Raw genomic sequence first — 17,930 nt, 5'->3', positions numbered from 1 at the left:
GGTGCGAGTGACATGCCTCCTGGCGTGCGACCGCTTACGGTGGGCGACCCGGTCATCATCGGCCGATACCTGCTCCTCGGCCGCCTCGGCACGGGCGGGATGGGAGTGGTGTATCTGGCCGAACACCCTCAGGGTGGCCTGGTCGCACTCAAGACGCCGCATGCGGTGCAGCTCAACGATGCCACGTTACGCGCGCGCTTCGCTGAGGAAGTGACTTTCTCGCGAAGATTGGTGCCGTTCTGCACGGCGGCGGTCGTGGAGGACGGCACCGACAAGGACCGCCCCTACCTGGTCAGCGAGTACATCCCAGGCCCTGCGCTCTCTCAGGTCGTCGGGGCCAGGGGGCCGCTCACGCCCGACCTCGCGTACGGCGTGGCGCTGGGCGTGGCCGCGGCTCTGGTGGCGGTGCACGAGGCAGGGCTGGTCCACCGGGACCTCAAGCCGGGCAACGTGCTGCTGTCCACGCGGGGGCCGCACGTCATCGACTTCGGCATCGCGCGCGACGTCGACACGCTGGCCGCGCACACGCAGGCCGGGCAGGTCATGGGCAGTCCCGGCTGGGTGGCGCCGGAGCGGCTGACGGGCGGCCCCGCGGTGCCGGCGTCGGACGTGTTCGCGTGGGGGTGCCTGGTGGCGTTCGCCGCGACGGGGCACCACCCGTTCGGCGGTGGCGAGGCGGATGTGCTGACCCGGCGCATCCTGTTCGACCCGCCGCGGCTCGCGGGCGTGCCCGCCATGCTCCGGCCCGCCGTCGAGGCCGCGCTGGCCAAGGATCCCGCCGACCGCCCCAGGTCCGCCGACCTGCTGCGGGTGCTGCTGGCCGCAGGGGGCGTCGGCGAGCCCTGGGACCTGCGGCAGGCGGTGGCCGCGGTGCTGGAGGAGATCTGGGCGCCGGTGCCCTACCCGCCCGGGGGAGGCAGGGTACGCCTCGCGTGGCCGTCCGGCGACACGGACTCCGGCCCGCAGAGCGGTGTGGAGCGTTCCGACATGCGCAGGAGGCGCAGGAGGAGTGCGGGGGCGCACCTGTCGCACGCCAGTTTCGCCGCCCTCGCCACGGTCTCCATCGCGGCCATCACGGTGATCGCGGCGGCGGGCGGCGGCGGGACGAGCATCGGGGGAGGTTCGCTGCTGCCGGGCAACCCGCCGGTCGTGCAGCCCCATGGCAGCGCCGGCTCCACCGTCCGGCCCTCGGCCGCCCCCACCCGGCCGGTGCCGCTCACCAGGGCAGGGACGACGGCGCCCACCACGGCCACGCCCACGGTTTTCGCCACCACCACGCGCACGAGGAGCCCGCTCACCCTGCGCAGCCCGTCACCCGAACGCAAGGACACCTTCCAGCCGCCGGCCACGAGCGGTCCTGAGGGCCCCGATGATCCGGGCGAGTGCGCCAGCCCGGCTGGCAGGCGGCGGGGGAACGCGGCCAGAAGGGACTGCCCGCAACCATCGCAGTCGATCACCACGATCCCTCAGGACGGGCCCGGCGAGTCGCCGGACCCGACCGTGTCCGTCTCGCAGACGCCGACGGCTACCGGGTCTTAGCCAGAAAGAAAGGCCGCGCCAGTGCTGGGGGAGAACTGGCGCGGCCGTCGCCGGTGACCGCCGCATGCCCGGAGGGCGGTCCGGCGAGATCAGTGGGCGAACTGCTCCTCCTCCGTCGAGCCCTTGAGCGCGGTCGTCGAGGAGTCCGGCGCCACGGCCGTGCTGACCAGGTCGAAGTAGCCGGTCCCGACCTCACGCTGGTGCCGGGTGGCCGTGTACCCGCGCGGCTCGGCGGCGAACTCGGCCTCCTGCAGTTCCACGTACGCCGACATGCCCTCGGCGGCGTACCCCTGGGCCAGGTCGAACATGCTGTAGTTCAGCGAGTGGAACCCGGCGAGCGTGATGAACTGGAACTTGTACCCCATGTGCCCCAGCTCCCGCTGGAACTTGGCGATGGTGGAGTCGTCCAGGTGCTTCTTCCAGTTGAACGACGGCGAGCAGTTGTAGGCGAGCATCTGGTCGGGATACTCGGCCTTGATCGCCTCGGCGAACTCGCGGGCCACGTCCAGGTCGGGCGTGCCGGTCTCCATCCAGAGCAGGTCGGAGTAGGGCGCGTACGCCAGACCGCGGGCGATGCAGGACTCCAGCCCGTTCCTGACCCGGTAGAAGCCCTCCGCGGTGCGCTCGCCGGTGGTGAACTCCTGGTCGCGCGGGTCCACGTCGCTGGTCAGGAGCGTCGCGGCCTGTGCGTCGGTCCGCGCGACGATCAGCGAGGGGACCCCGGCGACGTCCGCGGCGAGGCGGGCGGCGTTCAGGGTCTTGATGTGCTGGCCGGTCGGGATGAGCACCTTGCCGCCCAGGTGGCCGCACTTCTTCTCGGAGGCGAGCTGGTCCTCCCAGTGCACGCCCGCGGCGCCCGCCGCGATCATGCCCTTCATGAGCTCGAACGCGTTCAGCACCCCGCCGAAGCCGGCTTCGGCGTCGGCCACGATGGGCGCCAGCCAGTGCGGCGCGTCCGGGTCGCCCTCCGACCAGGTGATCTGGTCGGCGCGCAGCAGCGCGTTGTTGATGCGGCGCACGACGGCGGGGACGGAGTTGGCCGGATAGAGGCTCTGGTCCGGGTACGTCTGCCCGCCCAGGTTCGCGTCCGCGGCGACCTGCCAGCCGGACAGGTAGATCGCCTTGAGGCCCGCCTTCACCTGCTGGACCGCCTGGTTACCGGTCAGCGCGCCGAGGGCGTTCACGTAGTCCTCGGTGTGCAGCAGCTCCCACAGCCGCTCGGCGCCGAGCCGGGCCAGCGTGTGCTCCTCCTGCACACTGCCGCGCAACCTGATCACGTCCTCTGCGCGGTACGTGCGCTCGATGCCCTCCCAGCGAGGGTCGTTGTCCCATTCGTCCTGCAGCTGCTCGGCAGCTCCCTTGAGGCGATCGATCATTGTTCACTCCTTTTCGTCCCCTGGGGCTCACGCCGAGTCTGTGCCCTGGCCGGGCCGGTCAATAGTCGTAAGCTTGCAGAAGAATCGAAGAAGTTTCCTGATTGTGCATTACTCGCGGGTATTCAACTGTGAAGAAATCCATACTTTTCCCGTTGGCCTAGACCAATCCGAGTGACGCGGCACGTGTCCCAGGGCGCACCTCGAAGGCTAGAAAATGGGCCGAATTTCTGTCTAAGATGCCCATATGGCGCCCTTGCTAGGTGAAGAACCGCTGTCTTTGACGCAGGAGCTCGATCTGATTGCGTTTGGCCAGCGCCTGCGCCACCTGCGCAAACAGCGCGGACTCACCCTGTCGGACCTCGGCTCGCGCGTCGGCAGGGCGCCCAGCCAGCTGTCGCTGCTGGAGAACGGCAAGCGCGAGCCCAAGCTCTCGCTGCTCAAGGGGCTGGCCGCCGCATTGGGCGTGCCCGTCGAGGAGCTGCTGCGCCGCCAGGCGCCGAACCGCCGCGCCCAGCTCGAGATCGCGCTGGAGGAGGCGCAGCGCGATCCCATCTACGCCGGGCTCGGGCTTCCGCGCCTGAAGGTCTCCGCACGCGTGCCGAACGACGTTCTCGAACATCTCCTCGGCCTGTACGGCGAGCTGCGCGCCAGGCAGGCCCGCGGCACCGCCACTCCGGAGGAGGCCAGGGTCGCCAACGCCGAGCTGAGACGCAGGCAGCGCGAGGTCGGCAACTACTTCGGCGAGATCGAGCAGGCCGCCGCCAAGGCGCTCGACGCGGTCGGCTACCGTACGGGCGCGCTGTCCCAGAGCATGATCCAGAGCCTAGTCACGCATTTCGGCTACACAGTGCACACCGCGCAAGACCTGCCCAGGTCCGTGCGTTCCATCACGGATCTCCGCAACCGCCGCATCTATGTCAAGCATGAGCAGCTGGGCATGCACACCCCGCGTACGATCCTGCTCCAGACCCTCGGCCACCTCGCGCTCGGCCACGGCAAGCCGCGCGACTTCGCCGACTTCCTGCGCCAGCGCACCGAGGCGAACTACTTCGCCGCCGCCGTCCTCGTCCCGGAGCGAGCCGCCGCGCTCTACCTCCAGGAGGCCAAGACCGACCGGGCGCTGTCGGTGGAGGATCTGCGGGACGTGTTCGCGGTCTCGTACGAGATGGCCGCCCACCGCTTCACCAACCTCGCCACCCACCACCTTGGCCTCGTCTGCCACTTCGTGCGCAACGACGCCGGGGGCACCATCTACAAGGCGTACGAGAACGACGGCATCGTCTTCCCTGCCGACGAACAGGGGGCCATCGAGGGGCAGCGGATGTGCCTGCAGTGGTCGGGGCGGCAGGTGTTCGCCTCGCCCGATCGGTTCTCGGTGTTCTACCAGTACTCCGACTCACCCACCGGGACCTATTTCTGCGTGGCGCACGTGGATCCGTCGCGCGAGCGGGACTTCGCGATCACGCTGGGGGTGCCGTACAAGGAGTCGCGCTGGTTCAGGGGTCGTGAGACCACCAACCGCACCAAATCCAACTGCCCCAACGGCGACTGCTGCCGTCGCCCGCCCGCTGACCTGGCCGAACGCTGGGAGGGATACGCCTGGCCGTCCGCCCGCGCCAACTCGCACGTCCTGGCCGCGCTGCCGCCGGGCTCGTTCCCGGGGGTGGACGAGGCCGACGTGTATACGTTCCTGGAGCGGCACGCCACCACCGCATAAGCTGAAATGTGGGGATACGGGGGGAGGTGTCGCATGCTTCCTGAGGTGCGGGGATGGTTGTGGCGCCGTACTTCGTCCGCCGCGGACTGGCCGCTCCGGGACCTGAAGGCCGCCAAGGGGGAGACCACGGTGAGCGTGGTGCTCCCGGCGCGCGACGAGCGGGCGACCGTGGGCGAGATCGTCAGGGTGATCCGGCGGGAGCTGGCCGGGCTCGTCGACGAGATCGTGGTGATCGACTCGCGTTCCTCCGACGACACGGCGCTCGTGGCCGCGCGGGCGGGGGCCTCCGTGCACGCCCAGGACGAGATTTTGCCGCAGCTCGTGCCGCTGGACGGCAAGGGCGAGGCGCTCTGGAAATCGCTGGCGGTGACCTCGGGGGACGTGCTGGTGTTCGCCGACGCAGATATCCGGAAATTTCGTGCTTCGCTGATATTTGGCCTGCTCGGGCCGCTCCTCGCGGACCCCACCGTGGTCTATTCCAAGGGCTGTTATGACCGCCCGTTGAACGGCGCCTCCAACGGGGGCGGCCGCGTCACCGAGCTCGTGGCCCGCCCGCTGATCAACCTCCACTGGCCGCAACTGGCCGGCTTCGTCCAGCCCCTGGCCGGCGAGTACGCCGGCCGCCGCTCGGCCCTGGAGCGGGTGCCGTTCCTCACCGGGTACGGCGTGGAGCTCGGGCTCCTGATCGACCTGCTGGAACTGGCCGGGCTGGACGCGCTCGCCCAGGTGGACCTGGGGTCGCGCGAGCACTCACCGCAGTCGACCGAGGCGCTCGGGGGGATGGCGTCCCAGATCATGCTGGCCGCCTGGTCGCGGTTGCAGCGGCAGGGCAAGATCCATGCCTGCCACGAGCCTTCGGTCCGGTTGACGCAGTTCCGCAGGGGGCTGGACGGGCACGACGTCCTGCTCCGCGACATCGGGATAGGCGAACGCCCACCCATGATCACCATAACCCCGTAACCCCCGCTGGCGTCGCACGCTTGGCGCCGGCCTCCGCCGTACACCTCCTCGCCGACGCGGCGCCCGGAGACGCGCACCGCCACGCGTGCGAGAGACGGGGATCACCACGCGCGTGAGAGGCCGGGGCGCATCGCCATGTCAGCAGTGCCACCTCAGCGGCCCGTCCACCGCACCACGGGACGTGTGCGCGCAAAATGCCTCCGGTGTGCGGCGCGGGGCCGCCACGACGCCGGCCCCGGGCGGGGGCCGCCGTTACTTGAACCCGGCTGCCACGATCTCGGCGATCTGGTCCCGCATGGCCTCGTGGTCGTCCGCGGCATCCCCCAGGATGATCCGCCCGAGCTGCGGCACCATCGACGGGAACAACGCCAGCCCCGTCAGCAGGAACACCATCCGCGCCACCCCGGCGGAGGGCTCCACCCCCAGCCCCTCCGCCAGCGAACGTGTCTTGCGGGCGCAGCGCTCCACCCGTGCCTCCTGCCCGGGCAGCAGGTCAGGACCGCGGTAGTTGAGCGCCTCCCACATCAGCAGCCGCACCAACTCGGGATGCGTGTGGTAGTAGTCCGTCAGCTTGGCTACGTACTCCGCGGGATCGGCCCCCGGGAGGGCGATCTGCGCGGTCAGGTCGTCGAGCGCCTCCGTGATGACGGCATCGAACAGCTTCTCCTTGCTGCCGAAATGTCCGTAGATGCGTTCCTTGTTGACGCCGGCGCGCTCGGCGATGCGATCCACGCGGGCGCCCGCCACGCCGTACGCGGCGAACTCCTCCCGCGCGGCCTCCAGCAGGGCGGCGCGCGTGGCGGCGGTCGAGACCTTGGGTGCCATGCGGCCCATCATAGCCACCAACCAGTTGGTTGTAATCCAACCATTCAGTTGACATCCAACTAGTTGGTTGGTGTAGCGTCCGGCTCATGGCAATAACCTCTCCTTCCGCGCCGCCCCACTTCCCGGCGCCCTCGCCGGCCCCCGCCCGCGCCCCCTTCGGGCGCACGATGACGGCGTTCACCCTCACCGCCGTGCTGGTCAGCGGCCAGCTGTACGTCGTGATCCCGCTGCTGCACGACATGGCCGCCGGCTGGGGGTCCTCGCCGGGCGGGCTGACCTGGCTGGTGACCGCGTTCGGCATCGGGTACGGCGCCGGCTTCCTGGTGTTCGGCCCGCTGTCCGACCGGTACGGGCGCCGCAGGTTGTTGATGATCGGGCTGCCGCTGGCCGCGCTCACCTCGGCGGCGGTCGCGTTGAGTCCGTCCCCCGAGGTGGCGTTCGTGTTGCGGGCCGTGCAGGGGCTGGCGGTGGCGATGTTCCCGCCCGCGGGCATGGCGTACCTGGCGGAACGGGTGGAGCCGCGCCGGCGGGTGGTCGCGATCGCGGCGGTGACCGGCGCGTTCCTCGCCTCGGCCGTGCTGCTCCAGGTCGCCGCCCAGCTGATGGTGAACACGATCGGCTGGCGCGGGCTGTTCCTGCTGTCCGCGGCGGGTTTCCTGCTGGCCTTCCTGGGCGTGCGGGCGGTCATGCTGCCTGACCTGCCGCGCGAGGGCGCCGGTTCGCTGCTGTCGGTCTATCGGGCGGTGCCGGGCCTGCTGTTCCACCGCGTTCTCAGTCTCCGGTACGTGGCCACGATCATGTTGATGGTGGGCTTCGTGGCCGTTTACACCGGTTTGCAGATCTACGGCGTGACGTCGTCCGCCGAACTGCTCACGCTCCGAGCGGCCGGGCTTCCCTCGATCGTCCTGGTGCCCCTCCTCATGCCGTGGCTGGCCCGCATACCCACGACCATCAGGGCCGCGGCGTTCCTGTCGGCCGGCGCCCTCGCGCTCGCGGCCGTGGGCCTGACCGGCGCCGCGGCGCTGGTGCTCCTGCTCGCCGTCTACGTTGCCGCCATCACCGGCGGCCTGCCCAGCCTGAACGAGGCCATCTCGGCCGGAGCCGGCCAGGCGCGGGGAACCGCGCTGTCGCTGTTCTCCTTCGCTCTCGCGGTCGGCGGCAGCGCCGGACCGCAGGTGGCCGCCGCGTTCGGGGAGTTCACCCCGCTGATGTACGGCCTCGCGATCGGCATGGGGCTGGCGGCCCTGGCTGTACTTGCCTCCGCGAGGGCATCTCGGCAGGCGGATCGGTACTGAGGCCGGGCATTCCGTCCCATGGCTACCAGCCGGTAAGGTGTTACCAACGGTAACCCGCCCCTAGGAGAGTGCGCACATGGCCGGCTTCAGCATGGAGCTCAGCGATGACGTGGTCGCGGTACGCGACTGGGTGCACGAGTTCGCCCGTGACGTGATCCGCCCGGCGGGCGCCGAATGGGACGAGCGGGAGGAGACCCCCTGGCCGGTCATCCAGGAGGCGGCCAAGATCGGCCTGTACTCCCTCGACTTCTTCGCCACCCAGTGGTTCGAGGAGAGCGGGCTGGCGCTGCCCGTGGCGTTCGAGGAGATCTTCTGGGGCGACGCGGGCATCGGCCTGGCCATCGTCGGCACCGGCCTGGCCGCCGCCGCTCTCGCGTCGAACGGCACCCCGGAGCAGATGGGGGAGTGGCTGCCGCAGATGTTCGGCACGGAGAACGACGTCAAGCTGGGCGCCTTCTGCGCCTCTGAGCCGGACGCCGGCTCCGACGTCGGCGCCATCCGCACCCGCGCCGTCCATGACAAGGGCGACTGGGTCCTGGACGGCGTCAAGACCTGGGCCACGAACGGCGGCATCGCCGACGTCCACGTCGTCGTGGCCTCGGTCGACCCGTCACTCGGCACCCGGGGCCAGGCGTCCTTCGTCATCCCGCCCGGCACACCCGGGCTGTCCATGGGCCAGAAGTTCCGCAAGCACGGGATCCGCGCCTCCCACACGGCCGAGGTGGTCCTGGACGGCGTGCGCGTACCGGGCTCCTGCCTGCTCGGCGGCAAGGACAAGCTGGACGCCCGGCTGGCGCGCGTACGCAATGGGGAGCGAGCGGGCGAGCAGGCGGCGATGCGCACGTTCGAGACCACCCGCCCGTCGGTCGCCGCCATGGCCGTGGGCATCGCACGCGCGGCCTTCGAGTACGCCAGGGACTACGCCCGCGAACGTGAGCAGTTCGGCCGCAAGATCGGCGAGAACCAGGCGATCGCCTTCCTCCTCGCCGAGATGGCCACGCGGGTGGACGTGGCCCGCCTGCTGACGTGGCGGGCGGCATGGATGGCGCGCAGTGGCCGGCAGTTCACGCAGGCGGAGGGGTCGATGTCGAAGCTGGTGGCGGGGGAGACAGCGGTGTGGGTTACGGAGCAGGCGATCCAGATCCTGGGCGGCGCCGGATACACCCGGGAGCACCCGGTGGAGCGCTTCCACCGGGACGCCAAGATCTACACGATTTTCGAGGGCACGTCCGAGATTCAGCGCCTCATCATCGGGCGTTCCGTGACCGGACTGCCTGTCAGGTAAGTCTTTCGCAGGTCGGATGTGGTGTCGGGGTCGTCTGCGAGTATGCGTGATCGTTTAAGTTGAGGGATCTTGGCTGTGGGGGCCGGTTGGCGGAGTCGCAACGCTCGCGCTCGTCGGCCGAGCCGTCCACTGGGGAGTCGCAGTCGGCGCCAGAACAGGGTGATTGCGTCAGGAGGCGGGGCTTGGCGCGTCCCACTCTGCCGTTCGACCCTGTGCTATGGGACATATATTGTTTTAGTTAACATGTGAATGGCTGAGCGGATGCAATTGCCCGGAGAGGTGAGAACGAATGGCTACCCGACGGGCGGAGACGACGCAGGAGAGTCGACGACTGCTGATTGGGGCCGCAACCGAGCTTTTCGGTGAGCGCGGTTACCGGCAGACAACGTTCGAACACATCGCTGCCCGATCGGGGGTGAGCCGCGGCTCCATCCCCTGGCACTTCGGCAACAAGGAGGGCCTGCTGGCGGCGGTCATCGAACACGCGACCGATACCGTTCGTGCCAGCTTCAGCGCCGTCCCCCCGGGACCTGCCGGCCTCGACCGCGCCCTGGCTGAAGTCGTCGACTTCACCCGGCTCCCCTCGACCAGGCTCTTCATCACCCTCATCGCAGAAGCCGTCGAACCAGGCTCACCCCTGCACGAGCGCTATGCCGACCTGCACCGCAGCTTGCGCGAGCAGGTCCAGTCCTGGCTCGCGACGATCGAGTTGCCCCCCGGAATCCCGGCGGAGCACCTCGGCACCATCCTGACTGGAACAGTCATGGGGATACACCAGCAGTGGCGCGTCGACCCGGAGTCCGTCGACCTCGACAAAACCTACGCGACGCTGCGAACGCTCCTCTCGGCCGGCCTTCGCATCTGACCCAAGGTGACGCCATGCGGGGTCGTGTGCCTCCATTGCGCCGGGGTGGAATATAACGTGCCGACCGCGTCTCGCGGTCGAGGCACTGCATGAGGCAGGTGTGCCGTTGCTGGCGGGAACGGATGCCAACGATTGCCCGCACGGTCCCCGTCATGCACGGCGCCGGCATCCACCGTGAACCGGTCCTGCTGGTCCAGGCTGGTCTCACGCCGGCTCAGGCACTTGCCGCCGCCACCAGTGCACCTGCCCGTCACTTCGGTCTGCGCGACCGTGGAAGGATCGCTCCAGGCCTGTGGGCGGACCTGTTGTTCGTACGGGGCGACCCGACCACCGATATCACCGATACCCGGTCCATCTGCGCGGTGGGAGGCGACTGGAGAATAGGTAAGCATGGAGCCGTCAACCACAGGACGCCCGCGAGACCCCGCGCGTTGACGCCGCGATCCTCGCGGTCACCAGAGGGGCCCTGAGTGAGGTTGGTGAATCATGCCAATCCGGTGTTTCGCTCTCGGGCCGCCCTCGCACGATCGTCCTTTCGCGCCGCCATGATGACGAGCACTCCGGCGGCGAGCCCGGCGAAGAACGGGGATGGCACGAGAATGATGCCGCCCACGCCGGCCCAGAAGGTGATCTCGTTTGCAGCGGCTGCGTCGTCTCCGCGCCCTGGTCTGGGAGTACGAGTGGGACGGCCGCCCGCACCCCGCGGTTCACCCAGTCGACGACGTCTTCCCAGGCGGTGACCACCAGTAGGATCAGGTGCCCCGTTCCGAGCGTGAGCATGATTCCGCTCGCCCAGCGGAGCAGGAGCGTCCGCTTTCTAGAGTTCATTGTGCTCCGCGGCGCGGTCGCGCTCGCGCCAGGCTCGCTCCCATTGCCGGGTGAGCGCCGGGTAGACGATGAGGTAGCGGAAGGGAGCGATGGCCGCCAGGTAGAGCCGGCCGAACAGTCCGTTGGGCTTTACCAGTACGGCCATCCGCAGCTCGTAGTCACCGTTGGCACCCGCGACCCAGCCCAGATGCATGACGGTGTGCACGGTCTTGTTTGCCAGTTCGCGCGTGGCCTCGGTGTCGAGCTGGTAGACCGCCTTGAGTGGCATGCGGTCGTCGTCCAGGCCGGGAGGAGTGCTGCGCAGGTCGCCGGGCAGCCGGTCGCGGAGCGATGCGACGCGCTGGCCGATGCCCGCGGCTGGCTTGTCCCAGCCGAGGAGCGCTCCGATCCGCCACCGCAGCGCGAACAGGAACCTCGAGGGCAACGATTGCCGTGCGAGCCCGCCGAGAGTCCGCATCGCGGCGAGCATCAGCGTGAAGTCGTCCGGTCCGGCGCCGGGCGTGCGGAAGGACCACACGTCCTCGACGGTGAAGTCTCTGGTCAGGTCGTGGATGCGCCACGGGTGGGAGGCGTGCGCGCTGGTCGGCAGCTTCACGAAAGGCTCCTTTCGGCCATCATGGCCATCAGCGTCATCTGGTCGAGCTCAGGTGTGGCGGCGGGGTCGAGTTCGCGGTAGCGGCGGTGCAGGTTGACCACGATGCGCTCGGCGTCCAGCCAGGTGGCGTACTCATCGAGCTCCACTTTCTCGATCGCCTCGGTGAAGGTCAGGCCGCGGGCGTGGGCGGCGTCGGCCTGGTCGATGACGTGGGTGAGGTAGCCGCGTACCGCGCGGATTCCGTCGGGGTCGGTGACAGGGCCGTGGCCGGGGACGATGGTGTGGGCGCCGGTGGCGATCATCGTGTCGCAGGCGGTGATCCAGTTGGTGATCGGGCCGCTCCACACAATCGGGGTGCAGCCGATGAACAGCAGGTCACCGGCGAAGAGCACACCCGCGTCCGGCACGTGTACCACCGAGTCGGCGCCGGTGTGAGCGGGGCCGAGGTTCGTCACCCGCACTTCACGACCGGCGATGTCCAGGGTCAGTTCCCGGTCGTAGGTCCGGTCGGGCAGCCGCAGGCGGATACCGCTGAAGTCGAAGGCGCTGAAGCGTTCACGGAAGTAGGGGGTCGCCGGGCCCATCTCCGCGACTTGGGCGGCGGTCAGCATCTCCGGGGGCATCTCATGCCGCATCTCCTCGCAGGTCGCCGCCGCGGCGATGAGCTGAACCTGCTCGCCCAGCAGCTGGTTGCCGTGAGTGTGGTCACCGTTGGCGTGGGTGATGACGGCCTGGGTGAGCGGGTGGCGATCGATGATCTCGCGCATGGCGGCGAGCATCTCGGCGGTCAGCGGCAGGTCGAACAGCGTGTCGACCAGGAGCGAGGCGCCCTCGCCGGCAACCAGCCCCGCGTTGCTCCAGCCGTACCCGCCATCGGGCAGCAGCCAGGCCCACACGCCTGCGCCGACCTCGTGCAGCCCGCGCGTGTAGGGAAGCCTGGACGGGGCGCGGTTCACGCGCGAGGGTGCAGGCCGCCGATCGGGGTTGTGCCGGGGCGCCAGCGGGTATGGCGGAGCGGACGCGCGCACGGTCTGGCGGGTACGGCCCAGCCCTTCGACGGCCAGCTCGACGACATCGCCGTCGCGTAGCCAGCCGGGGAAAGCGGCCGGATCGGTGAGCGACAGGTGCTCGATGAGGCAGCAACCGGGCACGGTGCCCGAGCCGAACACGTCACCGGGCACCAGGTCCACGCCGCGCGAGGCGTAAGAGATGACCTCGCCGAAGCTCCAGTCCATCGCGTCGGTCCGGCCGGAGCCGATGGTCCGGCCGTTGACCGTCGCCTCGACGTGGAGGGCGAGCTTGCCCTCGCGGCGGTAGGGTTCCAGCTCGTCCGGAGTGACTAGGAACGGGCCGAGGGTGGTCGCGCCGTCCTTGCCCTTGGCCTGGCCGATCGCCAGCGGTGACTCGCGCAGCTGCAGGTCACGTGCCGACCAGTCGTTGTAGATGGTGTAGCCGATGATGTGCTCCTCGGCCTGCTCCGGGGTGAGGTCGCGCCCGGCCGGTCCGACGACCGCGGCGATCTCCAGCTCGAAGTCGAACCAGGCGCTGCCCGGCGAGATCGACACCTCGTCGTACGGCCCGGCGATCGTCGACGGGTTGGCGAAGTAGAACGCAGGGATCTCGTACCAGGCGTCCTTGAGCGTGCGTGGCTGACCGGCGGCCTGCTGGCAGTTGCGGATGTGGTCCAGGAAGCACAGGCAGTCGCGGATCGAGGGCGGGCGCAGGGGCGCGCGCAGCCTGGCCCCCGCCAGCGGTACGGCGTGCGAGGCCGAGGCCAGCGCCGACTCCCCGATCGCGCGCATCTCTGCCGCGCCCCTACCGATCAGCTCGACCAGAGTGACGTCCGTCGCAACGGGGTGGATCCGGTCATCGCTGACCACTCCGACCCGCTCGCCGGCATCTGTCGCGTACGTGACCCAACGCATGGCAACCCTCTCGTTCTATGCTGACAAACACAGGTTATATCAACCAGCATTCGCTCTTCCGTCCGGCATAGCAGATTGGGACTTTCGGCGTCATGACCACGACACATGAGACCAGGACCTGGATCATCACCGGTGCGAGCTCCGGGCTCGGCCTTGCCTTGGCCGAGCCCGGCGCTCGCCGCCGGCGAGCGGGTGCTGGGCACGGCGCGGCGGGTGGACCGGTTCGGCGCGCTCAAGGCCCGGTACGGTGACCGGCTGCTGCCGGTCGAGCACGACGTGCGCGACACCGGCGCGGCCGCCGCCGTCGTGCAGCAGGCGCTGGAGGCGTTCGGGCACGTCGACGTGCTCGTCAACAACGCCGGCGCCGGACAGGTCGGCGTCGCAGAGGAGGTCGCAGACGCGCAGCTGCGCTCCTTGTACAGGCCGGCCAGCCGGTTCCACATCCTGATGGCGCGGTGTCCGGTCGGCGCCTGTTCCAGCGCGCGCCGGAAGGGATGTCAAGGGGGGTGCGGGTCAGGCGGTGGGGCGGAAGGCCGCGTCGAGGACGTCGATGAACAGTCCAGCAGGCGGCATGCCCCAGTCGCCGTTGACGTTCTGGGTGAGGACGCGCTGGCCGTCACGCGTGCCGTACAGGTAGGACCAGGTGCCGGTGATCATGCCGCCGTGACCGTACACGGTGGTGCCGCAGGGCAGCGTGACCGAGGAGATGCCCAGGCCGTAGCTGTAACCGTCCAGCCACTTGCCGTCGGGGACCGGGGTCATGGTGAACAGCTCGCTCTGCTGAGCGGGTGGGAGGAGCCAGCCCTTCAGGAGCGCGCCCAGGAAGGTGTTGAGGTCGGCGGCGGTGGAGATGATCTCGCCGACCCCGAAGGCGTACGACGGGCTCAGCTCGGTGACGTCGTGGGCCGGCGCGTCGGCGTCGGGCAGCATGAGCTTGGAGTAGCTGCTCGGGTGGGGGCCGCGGAATCCGGTCTCGCCGCCGGGAGCGTAGGTGCCGGTCAGCTTGAGCGGGCGGGCGATGCGATGGGCGACGGCGTCGGCGTAGGACATGCCGGCCGCCTTTTCGATGATCATGGCAGCCAGGACGAAGTTGGTGTTGGAGTAGCCCCAGCCCTGGCCCGGCTGGAAGTCGGCCGGGTGGGAGATGGCGATCTTCACCAGGTCCTCGGGGGTCAGCTTGTCGAAGCGGTGCTCCAGCAGCTTGGGCGTCCAGTAGCGGTCGAGCATGCCCTCGTCGAGGGTGTAGGCGAAGATGCCGCTGGTGTGGTTGAGCAGCTGCCTGATGGTGATCTTGCTGCCGTCGTGGCCGTTGCCCCGGACCAGGCCGGGCAGCCACTTGTCCACCGTGTCATCCAGGCTCAGCAGGTACTCGGCGGCCAGCTGCAGGACCAGGGTGGCGGTGAAGGTCTTGGTGATGCTGCCGACGCGGAACTGCTCCTGCGGCGTGCGCGGGCGGCCGGTGGCGGTGTCGGCCACGCCCGCCGAGCCGAACCACTGCTGCGTGCCGTTGCGGATCTCGGCGATCATGCCGGGGTAGCCTTGCTCGGTCACGGCGGCGTCCAGCAGGCGCTGAATCTCGGCCTGGCCGGGGACGATCAGGCTCGCGGGGGTGGTGGCCTGGGCGTTCATGTGGGGTCTCCTTCAGGGGCTGGCGGGGGCTGGTCGCCCGCTCTGTCATCGATCTTCGCGGCGATGGAAAAGTTACGTTGCATACGACAGATCGTCAATCATGAATCCGCGAAGCAACAGTGTTACTGCAGCTGAGATGGCCTAGTTCGTTGCATGAAGGTTGCCGATTAATGCAATGTGAATCGCGGTGAGTTGCATGTCGCTGCCGTCGGATGCACACTTTCCGTCAACCGAGATCCCCCTCGGCCGCACGCGCGCGGTCGAGCGACCAGGAAGCGGACGCCGTGCCCGGAGACAGGCTCACCCAGCAGGACCGCCGTCAGATCGCCGACGGGCTGGCGGGCGGTCTCACCTACGCCGAGATCGCCCGCCGCCTCAAACGGCCCACCTCGACCGTCACCCGCGAGGTGATGCGCAACGGCGGCCCCGGCGCCTACCGCGCCGACCAAGCCCAGCGCGCCGCCGACCGGCCTGTTCACCGTCGCAGGACCACCCCCGCGGCCGCGCGCGGTGATGCCGACGCCTACGGGCGCGACCTGCGAACCGTGCGCGAGGTGGCAGGCCGGCTCACCGACCTGCTGGTGCAGGCAGGGATCCCGCAGATGATGGCCAGAGTGCTCGCCGCCCTGTACACCACCGACAGCGGCAGCCTCACCTCCGCCGAGCTCGTCCAGCGCCTGCAGGTCAGCCCCGCCTCGATCTCCAAAGCCGTCGGCTACCTCGAAGCCCAGGAACTCATCCGGCGCGAACGCGACCCCCGGCGCCGCGCGGAGCGGTACGTCATCGACGACGACGTCTGGTACCAGGCCATGGTGGCCAGTGCCCGCGCCAACGCCCTGCTCGCCGACACCGCCCGGCAAAGCGCCCACACCCTCGGCCCGGCCACCCCCGCCGGCGTCCGGCTGGAGAACATGAGCCAGTTCCTCGCCCGCGTCGGAGACGACCTGGTCCGCTCGGCCGAACACTGGCGCCAGGTCTACACCACTCCACAGACGAGCGAGCACGGGTGAGCCTGGGCGGTGATGTCCCTGGTCTGCTTGGCCCTATGCGTGGTCTTCAAACGCCGAAACCGGCTGTGGCTCTCGCCCGGACCTCTCGGCTCGTCACGCCAGGCGCAGGGACAGGCCGAGCCGCAGCGCGTTCAGCCGGGCCGCATGCCCTGTTAGATTGTCGTGCGATTGATGTCGATCTAGCAGTAGAGGCGTGACTCACGTGGCAGGGTTCGAGATCTACTTTGACACGCTCGAGGAGTGCGCGACCAAGGCCAAGGGAGTCGCGAACCAGTTCAAGAGCGTGGCCGACGAGGCTCCCGCGAGCGTCGGCACCTCCTGTTTCGGTGACCTCGAGGGCTCTTCCGGCAAGCTCGTCAAGGCCGTCAAGGACCTCGAGGGGAAGATCGACGCCGAAATGCGCCATGCCCAACAGAACTTGACCAAGGTCGAGGCGGCAATCCATCAAGTCGTCAGCAATGTCCGTCGGGCCGACCTCCCGACCGTGCCCCGGACGGAGCAGGCGTGACGTATGACCCCCTCGGCCCCATCCAGCGCGTCATCGACAAGCTGAGCGGCGACCAGGCCGAGATCTCCAAGATCTCGACTCGATGGCGAACGCTGGCCACCGACATCACCACGGAGACGGGCGCTATCAGACGCGCAGCCAACAGGGTGGACAACGCGTGGAACGGCGCCGCCGCCGAAGACTTCGCCAAATACATGGCCAGATATCCCAAGTCCGGCACTGCACTGAGTGACGCCCTGACCAGCTGCGCCGGCAAGCTGGATGCCGCGGGGGCCGCGCTCGAGACGGCCAAGAGCGAGGTCCAAGCCATCTACGGGGAGAAACGCGCCTGGCTGGACGAGCAGCGCAACGACCCCGACAGCAACACGATCTCGATGACGAGCATCAGGTCCCAGGTGTCCAACGCCCTCGCGCGGGCCAAGGTGCACACGGACAAGGCGACCGAAGCCCTCGACAAGGCCACCGACGAGATCGGCAAGTACCTCGGCGAGGTTCAGTTCTTCACGGGCATCCCCGCTCCTGGTGATCAGGACTTCGTCCCGGGCAACAACTCCGCTGCGCGCTGGGTCCCCGACCCTGACTTCCAGCCAAAAACCTCGACCACCCAGCTGACGTCCTACAACGGAAACGGCGCACCGAGCGGCTACAACGGAAATGGCGCGCCGACCGGCGGCCAAGGGTATGGCACGACCGGGCTGAGCGGTGGTGGTGGCAATGCGGGCGCGCCTTCGCTGGCCGTCCCGCCGAACGCCCACAGCCTGGCGGCCAACCCCCGCGCCCAGAGCGTCATCGACTACGCCCTCAAGCAGCTCGGCGACCCGTACGTGTGGGGGGCGACAGGACCCGGCTCCTTCGACTGCTCCGGGCTCACGCTGCGCGCGTACGAGTCCGCGGGGACCAACATCCCTCGGGTCGCCCACGACCAGTGGATGCACGGACCGCGCATCCCTGAAGGCAACGTGAAGCCGGGGGACCTCGTCTTCTTCGACAACAACGGTGACGGCACCGCTGACCATGTGGGCATCGTGCTGGACCCCGAGAAAGGCACGATGATCCACGCACCCAGACCGGGCTCCGAGGTCAAGATCGCTCCCTACGGCGGCAACCCCATGGGCTTCACCCGGCCGGGAGTGAACTGACCCCGGTCCAAGCGATCAGGTCTGCGGTGGCGTCACCCCGTGACGCCACCGAAGCTGATCTCATTGCCTTCCGCGTCCCGGTAGGTCACCTTGGTCACGCCACCGTCGTACGTTTCGCGCTTCGCGGGCTCGATGCCCCGCCGGGCGATCTCGGCAACCCGGTCGTCCAGGTCGTCGACGAACGACAGCACCAGGGCGTTCCCCGCCCGTTCCGGCTCCTGGACGATGTAGATGTAGCGGTGCTCGGCCACCTCCCACACCGCCTCGATGTCGTTCGGCAGGAACGAGGGCTGCCCGCCGAAGAGCTGCTCGTACCACGGCAACGCCGCGGCGTAGTCGGTGACGGGGATGCCGGCAAAGAGGTCCAGCGCCATGTCGTCCTCCACGCGTGGTTGATGTGCTGCCAGAACTGACCCCGGCAGCGCCGGGAACTC

Annotated in this window: 16 protein-coding genes and 1 pseudogene; 11 read left to right on the top strand and 6 right to left on the bottom strand. The window is 69.3% G+C overall.

Annotation, left to right across the window (positions count from 1 at the left end; translation table 11 throughout):
- Positions 1-24 precede the first annotated feature (24 nt).
- Positions 25-1,539, top strand: a complete 1,515-nt coding sequence (locus ACIBVN_RS44100; protein ID WP_397146267.1) for a serine/threonine-protein kinase — start codon at positions 25-27, stop codon at positions 1,537-1,539.
- Between the two features lie 89 nt (positions 1,540-1,628).
- On the opposite strand, the gene aceA is transcribed toward ACIBVN_RS44100, so the two are convergent.
- Positions 1,629-2,915 carry an isocitrate lyase gene (gene aceA / locus ACIBVN_RS44095; RefSeq protein WP_397146266.1) on the bottom strand — a complete coding sequence of 429 codons (1,287 nt, stop codon included), beginning with the start codon at positions 2,913-2,915 and terminating at the stop codon, positions 1,629-1,631.
- Positions 2,916-3,159: 244 nt separating this feature from the next.
- On the opposite strand from aceA, the gene ACIBVN_RS44090 reads away from it, so the two are divergent.
- Both ACIBVN_RS44090 and ACIBVN_RS44085 read left to right on the top strand, forming a co-directional pair.
- Complete coding sequence (locus ACIBVN_RS44090) at positions 3,160-4,632, top strand: helix-turn-helix domain-containing protein (RefSeq protein ID WP_397146265.1); 1,473 nt, start codon at positions 3,160-3,162, stop codon at positions 4,630-4,632.
- A 33-nt stretch (positions 4,633-4,665) separates the two neighbouring features.
- Entirely contained in the window at positions 4,666-5,592 is a 927-nt protein-coding gene (locus ACIBVN_RS44085) for a glucosyl-3-phosphoglycerate synthase (RefSeq protein ID WP_397146264.1), read from the top strand.
- Between the two features lie 252 nt (positions 5,593-5,844).
- On the opposite strand, the gene ACIBVN_RS44080 is transcribed toward ACIBVN_RS44085, so the two are convergent.
- Positions 5,845-6,417 carry a TetR/AcrR family transcriptional regulator gene (locus tag ACIBVN_RS44080; RefSeq protein WP_397146263.1) on the bottom strand — a complete coding sequence of 191 codons (573 nt, stop codon included), beginning with the start codon at positions 6,415-6,417 and terminating at the stop codon, positions 5,845-5,847.
- An 86-nt stretch (positions 6,418-6,503) separates the two neighbouring features.
- Here ACIBVN_RS44080 and ACIBVN_RS44075 point away from each other — a divergent pair, with 86 nt between their 5' ends.
- The 4 genes from ACIBVN_RS44075 (at position 6,504) to ACIBVN_RS44060 (ending at position 10,332) form a co-directional block, all read left to right on the top strand.
- A complete protein-coding gene (locus tag ACIBVN_RS44075) occupies positions 6,504-7,712 on the top strand; it encodes an MFS transporter (RefSeq protein ID WP_397146262.1) in 1,209 nt (402 codons plus the stop codon).
- A 76-nt stretch (positions 7,713-7,788) separates the two neighbouring features.
- Positions 7,789-8,997 (top strand): acyl-CoA dehydrogenase family protein, encoded by a 1,209-nt coding sequence (locus ACIBVN_RS44070; RefSeq protein ID WP_397146261.1) that lies wholly within the window; start codon positions 7,789-7,791, stop codon positions 8,995-8,997.
- Positions 8,998-9,286: 289 nt separating this feature from the next.
- Positions 9,287-9,862, top strand: a complete 576-nt coding sequence (locus tag ACIBVN_RS44065) for a TetR/AcrR family transcriptional regulator (protein ID WP_397146260.1) — start codon at positions 9,287-9,289, stop codon at positions 9,860-9,862.
- 89 nt (positions 9,863-9,951) lie between these two features.
- Positions 9,952-10,332, top strand: a complete 381-nt coding sequence (locus ACIBVN_RS44060; RefSeq protein ID WP_397146259.1) for an amidohydrolase family protein — start codon at positions 9,952-9,954, stop codon at positions 10,330-10,332.
- Between the two features lie 347 nt (positions 10,333-10,679).
- Here the strand turns inward: ACIBVN_RS44060 and ACIBVN_RS44055 are convergent, their stop codons facing one another.
- On the bottom strand, positions 10,680-11,285 hold the full coding sequence (locus tag ACIBVN_RS44055; RefSeq protein WP_397146258.1) for a DUF2867 domain-containing protein: 606 nt from the start codon (positions 11,283-11,285) through the stop codon (positions 10,680-10,682).
- The gene (locus ACIBVN_RS44050; RefSeq protein WP_397146257.1) at positions 11,282-13,210 is read right to left on the bottom strand and encodes a fumarylacetoacetate hydrolase family protein; all 1,929 of its coding nucleotides are present in this window, start codon (positions 13,208-13,210) and stop codon (positions 11,282-11,284) included. Before ACIBVN_RS44050 ends, ACIBVN_RS44055 begins: the two co-directional genes overlap by 4 nt.
- Positions 13,211-13,315: 105 nt before the next feature.
- On the opposite strand from ACIBVN_RS44050, the pseudogene ACIBVN_RS44045 reads away from it, so the two are divergent.
- Positions 13,316-13,567: pseudogene (locus ACIBVN_RS44045) on the top strand (SDR family NAD(P)-dependent oxidoreductase); the annotation flags it as partial.
- Positions 13,568-13,723: 156 nt separating this feature from the next.
- Here ACIBVN_RS44045 and ACIBVN_RS44040 read toward each other — a convergent pair.
- Positions 13,724-14,839 (bottom strand): serine hydrolase domain-containing protein, encoded by a 1,116-nt coding sequence (locus ACIBVN_RS44040; protein ID WP_397146256.1) that lies wholly within the window; start codon positions 14,837-14,839, stop codon positions 13,724-13,726.
- Positions 14,840-15,123: 284 nt separating this feature from the next.
- Between ACIBVN_RS44040 and ACIBVN_RS44035 the strand changes: the two genes are divergently transcribed.
- The 3 genes from ACIBVN_RS44035 to ACIBVN_RS44025 all read left to right on the top strand — a co-directional run bounded on the left by ACIBVN_RS44035 (position 15,124) and on the right by ACIBVN_RS44025 (position 17,496).
- The gene (locus ACIBVN_RS44035) at positions 15,124-15,849 is read left to right on the top strand and encodes a MarR family transcriptional regulator (protein WP_397146255.1); all 726 of its coding nucleotides are present in this window, start codon (positions 15,124-15,126) and stop codon (positions 15,847-15,849) included.
- A gap of 202 nt (positions 15,850-16,051) precedes the next feature.
- On the top strand, positions 16,052-16,357 hold the full coding sequence (locus tag ACIBVN_RS44030) for a hypothetical protein (RefSeq protein ID WP_349456199.1): 306 nt from the start codon (positions 16,052-16,054) through the stop codon (positions 16,355-16,357).
- Positions 16,354-17,496, top strand: a complete 1,143-nt coding sequence (locus ACIBVN_RS44025) for an NlpC/P60 family protein (RefSeq protein ID WP_397146254.1) — start codon at positions 16,354-16,356, stop codon at positions 17,494-17,496. Before ACIBVN_RS44030 ends, ACIBVN_RS44025 begins: the two co-directional genes overlap by 4 nt.
- Before the next feature lie 32 nt (positions 17,497-17,528).
- On the opposite strand, the gene ACIBVN_RS44020 is transcribed toward ACIBVN_RS44025, so the two are convergent.
- Positions 17,529-17,870, bottom strand: coding sequence for a VOC family protein (locus ACIBVN_RS44020; protein ID WP_397146253.1), 342 nt, complete (start codon positions 17,868-17,870; stop codon positions 17,529-17,531).
- Positions 17,871-17,930: the final 60 nt, after the last annotated feature.

It is taken from the genome of Nonomuraea sp. NPDC049400, assembly GCF_044466425.1.
In the GTDB taxonomy this organism is placed as follows: domain Bacteria; phylum Actinomycetota; class Actinomycetes; order Streptosporangiales; family Streptosporangiaceae; genus Nonomuraea.
Note: the sequence above shows the minus strand (reverse complement) of the source record. Positions and strands in the feature narration are given on the sequence as shown.

Excerpts from the sequence above, each read along its gene's own strand:
- aceA (WP_397146266.1), bottom strand. The coding sequence starts at position 2,915 with ATGATCGATCGCCTCAAGGGAGCTGCCGAGCAGCTGCAGGACGAATGG.
- ACIBVN_RS44090 (WP_397146265.1), top strand. The coding sequence starts at position 3,160 with ATGGCGCCCTTGCTAGGTGAAGAACCGCTGTCTTTGACGCAGGAGCTC.
- ACIBVN_RS44085 (WP_397146264.1), top strand. The coding sequence starts at position 4,666 with ATGCTTCCTGAGGTGCGGGGATGGTTGTGGCGCCGTACTTCGTCCGCC.
- ACIBVN_RS44080 (WP_397146263.1), bottom strand. The coding sequence starts at position 6,417 with ATGGCACCCAAGGTCTCGACCGCCGCCACGCGCGCCGCCCTGCTGGAG.
- ACIBVN_RS44075 (WP_397146262.1), top strand. The coding sequence starts at position 6,504 with ATGGCAATAACCTCTCCTTCCGCGCCGCCCCACTTCCCGGCGCCCTCG.
- ACIBVN_RS44070 (WP_397146261.1), top strand. The coding sequence starts at position 7,789 with ATGGCCGGCTTCAGCATGGAGCTCAGCGATGACGTGGTCGCGGTACGC.
- ACIBVN_RS44065 (WP_397146260.1), top strand. The coding sequence starts at position 9,287 with ATGGCTACCCGACGGGCGGAGACGACGCAGGAGAGTCGACGACTGCTG.
- ACIBVN_RS44060 (WP_397146259.1), top strand. The coding sequence starts at position 9,952 with ATGAGGCAGGTGTGCCGTTGCTGGCGGGAACGGATGCCAACGATTGCC.
- ACIBVN_RS44050 (WP_397146257.1), bottom strand. The coding sequence starts at position 13,210 with ATGCGTTGGGTCACGTACGCGACAGATGCCGGCGAGCGGGTCGGAGTG.
- ACIBVN_RS44040 (WP_397146256.1), bottom strand. The coding sequence starts at position 14,839 with ATGAACGCCCAGGCCACCACCCCCGCGAGCCTGATCGTCCCCGGCCAG.
- ACIBVN_RS44020 (WP_397146253.1), bottom strand. The coding sequence starts at position 17,870 with ATGGCGCTGGACCTCTTTGCCGGCATCCCCGTCACCGACTACGCCGCG.